This window comes from bacterium, from assembly GCA_030247525.1.
Taxonomy (GTDB): domain Bacteria; phylum Electryoneota; class JAOADG01; order JAOADG01; family JAOADG01; genus JAOTSC01.
In genome coordinates this window covers 1-7570 of record JAOTSC010000160.1, presented here as the reverse complement: position 1 = coordinate 7570, position 7570 = coordinate 1, and the positions used below count along the sequence as shown (strand labels likewise).

The following is a 7570-nucleotide window of genomic DNA, read 5'->3' as shown; positions in this document are numbered from 1 at the left end:
GTTCTCAACTTGCGACCATGCCGCTTTCACCCCTTCATCCGAGGTGACCAGGCCGTTATACTTATTTTGTACCCATCCGAAAAGCAAGAATGCGATAAAGAGAACGATGCCCACGATAACCCAAACGAGTGCGGCACCGCGTTGCTTACGAAATGGGAAAGAAAGTGTATTTGTCATACTTCACTCCATTGATCGAGAAACTCTACTAATTGTTTTACGGAGCGAACATAGCTTCGTAACAATTGCATCAGGAATGCGCTATCGCCACTATTGGGCGCAATACGCCATTCATATAGGGCAAGGAACGCGCCGGCTTCGAAGCCAAGTTTCTCGCACGCGATGGCTGCCCGTTCCCGTAAGTCCGTTGGAACCGGCGTTCCGGTTAGATACAGCACTGCTTGGAATAGCGCGCTCCAAGTCGGCGCTGATTTTAACAGCAAAGAACGCAATAGCTTCTCGTCGCCGGCACACGCAATGTAACTGGTACGCAAAGTCAACAACCGCTCACGTGCCAATCGTTCGCAAGCGAGCCGAAGATCGGAGGGATAAATCGCAACCTCTTCCATCGGATCGATGCCGAACAATACTTTGCGATGCAACTTCAAGTCGAGTAGTTCGATGGGAAAAACATCAGCTGCGCGTATAATGCCATCCTTGTTAAACCATTGGCAATTGATGTTATGCTGTTGGAGGATCGGCCGGAGTCCGACAGCTAAATCAAGCGCTGCGGTATCTTCCTGATCGAATTCGACGACCAGATTTACATCAGAATGTTCGGACGACCAATTTGTCCCCAGTGCTGAACCGTAGAGCAGAATACAGCGAAGCGAGGGACCGAACGATTGCTGGAATCGTTCCGTAACGATTCGCAACCGTTCTTCCAAAGGTGCCGATTTGCGAAACCAACGGGTCATGAGATTATCCAATTGAACTTATCCTTCTATTCCATTTACAAATGGATTATCACTCGTACCGAATGAGAAAAACTACATTAGAAACTGCGGGAAGAGCCGCCACCGCCTGACATACCGCCACCAAAACCGCCAAATCCACCACCACCGCCGCCACCGAACCCACCACCACCGCCAAAGCCGCCGGGGAACCAGAACATCCCACCGCGTTTCTGCCGGAAAAAGAAAATTAACAAGAACGAAATAATCCACCACCACGAAGGAACGCGCTTCTTGCCCGATTCTTCACGTTTTGCCGCTTGCGGAGACACCCCCTCGAGCTTAACTCCTTCAATCTTTGCGACGCGAAGTGCAAGTAAGGTGACCGTGTTATATGCCGCTTCACCATAATTTTGGGTCAAGCGGAAGGTGTTGACGAAACCGCGATCCAGCAATTCACCGACAACTCCGTCGGTGAGAATTGGTTCTAAACCGTATCCGACTTCGACTTTCACTCGGCGTTCTTTCACCGAGACGATGAGTAGAACACCATTGTTTTTATCTTTTTTGCCGATTTTCCACTGTTCAAATACTTTGACAGCAACTTCTTCAATCGTTGAACCATCGAGGGTTGGGATTGTTACGACCGCAATCTCCATTCCATCCAATTGTTTCTCAACACTCGCGCAAAGTTGCTCAATCCGTGTGCGTTGAGCATCATCAATGACTTTGCCGAAATCACTGACAAAGCCTGCCGGCTTCGGAGGAATTGTGATGGCGAAGCTTGCTGTACCCAGCAGGAAAAGGAAAACGATTAGAAATGAAAAGTTTTTTTTCATGAGGTTGGATCGGACACTTTCGTCGCGAGCGGTTTTGATTCAGGACTCGGTTTTTCCAGTAAAACCAACAGAACAAACAAAGTAACACCGATGGAGATGCCGCTATCGGCAAGATTGAAGATTGGCCATCGGTGCATAATGAAATCGGGAAAATCGGCGTCGATGAAATCGACCACATAACCAAACCGGAACCGGTCGATAGCATTACCCAACGCGCCTGCCATGATGAGAGCAAGCGCTCCCGATTTCACAAAACCAAGCGGAACTCGCCATATAATCACTGCGATCACAACTGCGGCTATGCAGTTCACCAACAATAAAACCACGGGCGGAAAAATCGAGATACTAAACGCCATCCCGGTATTCTCCGCGTAGCTGAGCCGCAAGAGGTCGCCCATCAGCGGTTTGAATGCGATGGTTTTCAGATGGTGAATTGCCAGATACTTCGTCCATTGATCCAAGGCAATCCAAACCAATGCGAACAGATACCAAAGCACTGCCGCTTTCGGAGTATTCTTAACTACAGTCTTCACATCAATCACAATCGCTCATTTTCCGATAACTTGGCAGCCGCACATTTCGTCGTGGTAGGAATCGCTTCCAACCTGGCATATTCAATCGGCTGGCCGGTTGTAGAGCAAACACCATACGTGCCATCTTCGATCCGCTTGAGTGCTGAATCGATTTGGGTCAAGTATTTGCCTTCGCGTCCGGCAAACATGATTGCCTTTTCCCGTTCTTGGGCGTCAGTGCCTTGATCCGCCATGTGAAACGAATAGGTCGATTGATCGCCGGTGTAGTCTTGCAAGGAATTCTTGATCGCAGTTTCTTCGATGAAGCCGAGATCCTTCAAAATCTTGGTTCGACGTTCAATCAAGAGCTGCTTGAAATGCGGTGCATCTTCCGGCTTGTACAACCGAGGTTTCTTGTCTGTCATAATATATTCCCCTTTCAACTGCGATGGGCGGGAAACACCCACCTAACTAAGTCCAACCGCCATAACAACTTTACTGAAAAACTCAAAGTTTATTGCTACGTTTGATTGCCACTATCTCGCTGGCGGAAATCAATGTAACCAAGTGCCATCTTACATAATACGTTGAACTGATGAAACTGTGGTTTATCATACCGGTACCAAGACCGACAAGAGTGTCCGTCCTACCGAAAATCAGGAGCGGGATATCTCCCAACCGACCCATTCTTCGTTAATCATCTCCGGTGTACCGACATGCCCGCTGGCGTCGCTGCCGGATGCTGAAACGTATTCCACTTGAACGCTCAAGGTTTCATTCTTGAGATACGAAATCGTGACTGGATTATCGAGCAAAGATTTGAGATAATCGGATCCCGACAATTTCGTTGTGATACGATCCGATACGTTTAAATTGATGTCTTTCCGGGTATTTTGAATCCGGTTGACAATTTCCCGGGTAAATCCCTCTCCACGAAGTTCGTCGGTTAGCCGGGTATCCAATGCGACGATCCAATCGCCATCGGCACGCGCGACCCACCCCTCCGCAGCAACGCACTCTATCAATAAATCGGCGTTGGTGATCGCTTCTCCGGCAACCGTAATCGTTTCCCCGGCACGGACTTTCGCCAGCTCCTCCGTTGGCAACGCTTTCACCGCTTCGCCAAACGCTTTGAGTTTACTGCCGAGGCGCGGACCAAGTAATTTCAAATTCGGTTTTGCGCTAAACGATACCAATTCGGAGGAAGTCGTAACAAACGTCACAGTTTTAACGTTTAGCTCTTCGCGAATGATCCCGAACTCTTCTTCCAATACTTTCAATTCACTGGAATCGTCGGCATTATGAAATACTTTCAATTCGGCTAATGGTTGTCGAACCCGCAAATTTTGGTTCTGCCGCAGATTATGTCCCATCGTAACGACTTCGCGCAACTTCTTTTGTTGCTGTTCCAACTTCTCGTCACGGTCGGGTAATTCGCTGGCGTCCATCCATTTCGTAAGATGTACCGATTCGCGAATATTGTTCTCCGGTTCCGTTAATGCGATCCCGGAATAAATCTCTTCGGCGAGGTGTGGTACAAATGGCGCAAGCATCCGCGACAGCGTATGGAGAACGGTATGTAAGGTCGTGAACGCAGCGTTTTTATCGCCATCGTTTTCACTCTTCCAGAACCGCCGTCGGCTGCGGCGAATGTACCAATTGTTCAACTCATCAAGATACGATGCGAAGCTATCGGCGGCATGAGCGACATCGAAATTCTCTAATGCCGATGTGACGGTCTCCACTAAGTGCCGTAAGCGCGAAAGAATCCAACGATCCATCGGAGTCAATTGATCGGTTCGTTGCTCAGTATGCCAATCATCCGCTTCAGCATAGGTCGTGAAAAACACATAGGCATTCCAGACCGGCAGGAGGACTTGTTGTAAACCTTCCTCAATGGTCGCATCGCCGAACCGCTTTACCGCCCACGGATTCGAGCTGTAGAATTGCCAACGCACCGGATCAGCGCCCCACTTATTGAACAGCTTCTCCGGATTGATCACATTCCCCTTCGACTTCGACATCTTGAGACCTTTATCGTCAACGACGAGTTCGGTACAGATGACGTTTTTGTAACTCGAATGGGGTGGAACTTTTTTCTTATCTCCTTCGGGTAGCGTTGTATTTTCCGCTTCTACCGTAGTTCGGTAGATGACAGAACAGGCGAGCAACGTGTAAAACCAACCGCGGGTTTGATCGATTGCTTCGCAAATAAAATCGCACGGATACTGACGGTCGAATCCGTCGATCCGTTCCACCGAACCGGGTTCGTTCGGATAACCCCACTGACCCCACGGCATCATACCGGCATCAAACCAACTATCGAGCACGAATTTTTCACGGAACAGAATTTCTCCGGATTCGGGATGCTTGATGCGAATTTCGTCAATGGCCGGTTTATGTAAATCGAAGTTCTCCGGGATCGGATCGATTGCCAATCGTTTTAGCTCCGCCAGCGAACCGATACAATAAAGCTGCTCGGCGTCGCCGGGTAGTCGATTCGTCCAGATGGGGAGAGGGCTGCCCCAATACCGCTCACGGGTGAAATTCCAGTCGATCACATTGGCGAGCCAATTGCCGAACCGACCGTCGCGAATATGTTCTGGCTGCCAATTGATCGAAGCATTCCCTTCGAGTAGGCGTGGTTTTAAATCGGTCATCCGCAGGAACCAACCGGCGCGGGCATAGTACATGAGCGGCGTATCGCAGCGGTAACAGAACGGATACTCATGCTCGACTTTTTCTTTAGCAAGCAAGAGTCCGCGACCATGCAGGTCTTTCAAGACGTCAAGGTCGAGTAGAGTGTCGCCCTTTTCATTCTTCGCCTTGAAAAACCGTCCGCCATATTCCGGGATCGTAGCGACAACAAAACCGTTCTCGTCGACGTTTTGTACCAGCGAGAGACCATACTGCCGGATCAAGCGATAGTCATCCTCACCGTAGGCAGCAAGGTGGACGATCCCAGAACCATCTTCGGTTGTTACATAAGAATCGGCGATCACGAAATGATCCTTATCGGAACGTTGCCAATCCCATAGCGGATGATACTTCGTACCCGATAACTCAGCGCCGGTCTTGCGTCCAACGATTTCGTAATGGGGAATATATGCTTTGAGCGCTTCCAGCCGTTCCACTGCGATGATAAGTTTTTCGCCTGCTTTTCCGGCATTCGAGTCGGCTTTCAATTCGATGATGGCGTATTCGATCTCGGGACCGACACAGAGCGCTACGTTGGAGAGCAGTGTCCATGCGGTTGTCGTCCACGCCACAAAGAAAGTATTGGGATCGTCGAAGGTGCGGAATTTCGCAAACAGCGTCAAATCGGCAACGGTTTTGTACCCTTGTGACACTTCAAAATTTGCCAGCGCAGTGCCGCAACGACAGCAATACGGTAGAATCCGGTAATTGCGATACAACAACCGGCGATACCCGGGAATCGGATTCGCGCTGTATTGCAAATCGCCGGTATCGTTGATTTGCGTCTGCCACGCGCGATGGAGGAACCACCAGTTCGTTAAGATGTATGGTTCACGATAGGTAGCATACGCGTCATCCAAGGAGATTTCCCGGCCAATCCGGCGGATCGCGGTCTCCCATTCCGATTTGTAACGAAAGACCGTCTGACGACAGTAGTCGATGTATTTTTGTACGCCGTATTCTTCGATGCCACGTTTCGATTGAATGCCAAGTTCTTTTTCCGCGGTCAATTCGACCGGTAAGCCGTGGGTGTCCCATCCTGCGCGGCGTATGACTTTACGACCACGCATCGTCCAAAATCGCGGCCAAACATCTTTCAATGCGGATTGCATCATGTGTCCGACGTGAGGTAACCCGTTGGTGCCGGGCGGCCCATCGAAGAAAACCCACGGATCGTCGTGTTCATGGATTTCGTTCGTTACGTCGAACAGTTTTTTTTCTTCCCAAACCCGTTGCCATTTCTCCTCCATTGGAGGAAAATTGGGTCGTACTTCGGCTTTCTTGTAATGTTTCTCGTTACTCATCGGTTTTTTCTACTGTCTTTCGCGCACTCGGCTTTCCTGTGGTGCGTTTTCTGCCATTTTCTTCTACTGGAGTATCTACCGGGGTTAATGTCCAATCGGATTGCGGTTCGGTGGTTACTACCGGGATAGCCTCAATCAACGGAGACTCAGTCGCCAACACTTCTAACAACTCTTGTTCTGCTTGCAAAATATGACGAATACGGCGAAGGAAGTGGTCTTTCTGTAATTGCAATTTTACTGCTTCATCCTGTAGCCGCAATATCTCTTGCTGGCCTTTCCACTTCTCCCGTTCGACATCGGATTGCGCCTCCCGCATCAACAAATCAGTTTGTCGTTTTGCCGCATCTATCATCTGCTGAGACGCTTCTTGGGCATGTTTTAGTGCGTCCTGCAACGCCCTCTCCCGCTTCCGGAATTCGTCCAATTCGCTTTCAGCGACTTGTAATTTCACCCGGGTGTCGGTTACGTCGCGTTGGGCGAGTTCCATTTCCTGTGCAACCAATTCAAGGAATGCGCCAACTTCGATGGGGTCAAACCCGCGCATCTTACGGCTGAAATTGTGTCTTCGAATATCCTGCACAGATAGTCGCATGGTTTTATCGTTCCTTGTATTGATTGACTATGGTACTCGAATTCCGGAGCGGATTCGAACCTACCTAACTTCGATTACCCATGATGGCTGTGCCGATACGGATCAGCGTTGCCCCTTCGGCGATAGCATATTCCCAATCGCCGCTCATCCCCATCGATAATCCGGCATATTCGGGTAGTCGTTGTTCGGTGATCATTTGGTCACGCAAACTGCGGGCAGCGGCAAACTCATTACGAATGCCAACTACTCCAACTTCTTCTTCGAGCGATGCGATACACATTAGACCAACCGGTTTGAGAAATGGATAGCCATTCATACTATCCAATAACCGGGGAATATCGCTTAGACTACAACCGCCTTGTCCAACTTTTCCGGTAACATTCACTTGCAAATAGCATGCAACCGTTTTCTGCAATTCCGCGGAGGCGCGACCGAGTTTATCAACTAATTCGATCCGGTCGATCCCATGTAACTCATCGAAGACCTCAATCGCGGTTTTCGCTTTGTTCGTTTGCAACTGTCCGATGCCATGCCAACGTAAATGGGAGCCTGCAAGCTCACTTTTCTTGCTGGCTGCCTCTTGTACCCGATTCTCACCAATTTCAGTCACTCCAGCGGCAATCGCCTGTTGCATCTCCGATACCGGGTGAAACTTCGTGACTACGATCACTCGAACGGTTTCTAACGCCCGCGAATTGATTTCGCGAACTGTTCGGAGACGCGCTTGGAACGCCTT

General features: G+C 49.6%; 7 protein-coding genes. All 7 read right to left on the bottom strand.

Features of this window, described 5'->3' with window-relative positions; all coding sequences use genetic code 11:
* Nucleotides 1–173: 173 nt before the first annotated feature.
* Nucleotides 174–914: a hypothetical protein gene (locus OEM52_12370; protein ID MDK9700934.1), complete on the bottom strand. Its 741-nt coding sequence runs from the start codon at nucleotides 912–914 to the stop codon at nucleotides 174–176.
* A gap of 77 nt (nucleotides 915–991) precedes the next feature.
* The gene (locus OEM52_12365; GenBank protein MDK9700933.1) at nucleotides 992–1729 is read right to left on the bottom strand and encodes a TPM domain-containing protein; all 738 of its coding nucleotides are present in this window, start codon (nucleotides 1727–1729) and stop codon (nucleotides 992–994) included.
* Entirely contained in the window at nucleotides 1726–2271 is a 546-nt protein-coding gene (lspA, locus tag OEM52_12360; GenBank protein MDK9700932.1) for a signal peptidase II, read from the bottom strand. Before lspA ends, OEM52_12365 begins: the two co-directional genes overlap by 4 nt.
* Nucleotides 2268–2666 carry a TraR/DksA family transcriptional regulator gene (locus OEM52_12355; GenBank protein ID MDK9700931.1) on the bottom strand — a complete coding sequence of 133 codons (399 nt, stop codon included), beginning with the start codon at nucleotides 2664–2666 and terminating at the stop codon, nucleotides 2268–2270. The genes lspA and OEM52_12355 overlap by 4 nt, the downstream gene beginning before the upstream one ends.
* Nucleotides 2667–2897: 231 nt before the next feature.
* Complete coding sequence (gene ileS / locus OEM52_12350; GenBank protein ID MDK9700930.1) at nucleotides 2898–6242, bottom strand: isoleucine--tRNA ligase; 3345 nt, start codon at nucleotides 6240–6242, stop codon at nucleotides 2898–2900.
* Nucleotides 6235–6834 (bottom strand): DivIVA domain-containing protein, encoded by a 600-nt coding sequence (locus tag OEM52_12345; GenBank protein MDK9700929.1) that lies wholly within the window; start codon nucleotides 6832–6834, stop codon nucleotides 6235–6237. The genes ileS and OEM52_12345 overlap by 8 nt, the downstream gene beginning before the upstream one ends.
* A gap of 64 nt (nucleotides 6835–6898) precedes the next feature.
* Nucleotides 6899–7570, bottom strand: a 672-nt coding sequence (locus OEM52_12340) for a YggS family pyridoxal phosphate-dependent enzyme (GenBank protein ID MDK9700928.1), incomplete at its 5' end; no start/stop codon positions are given.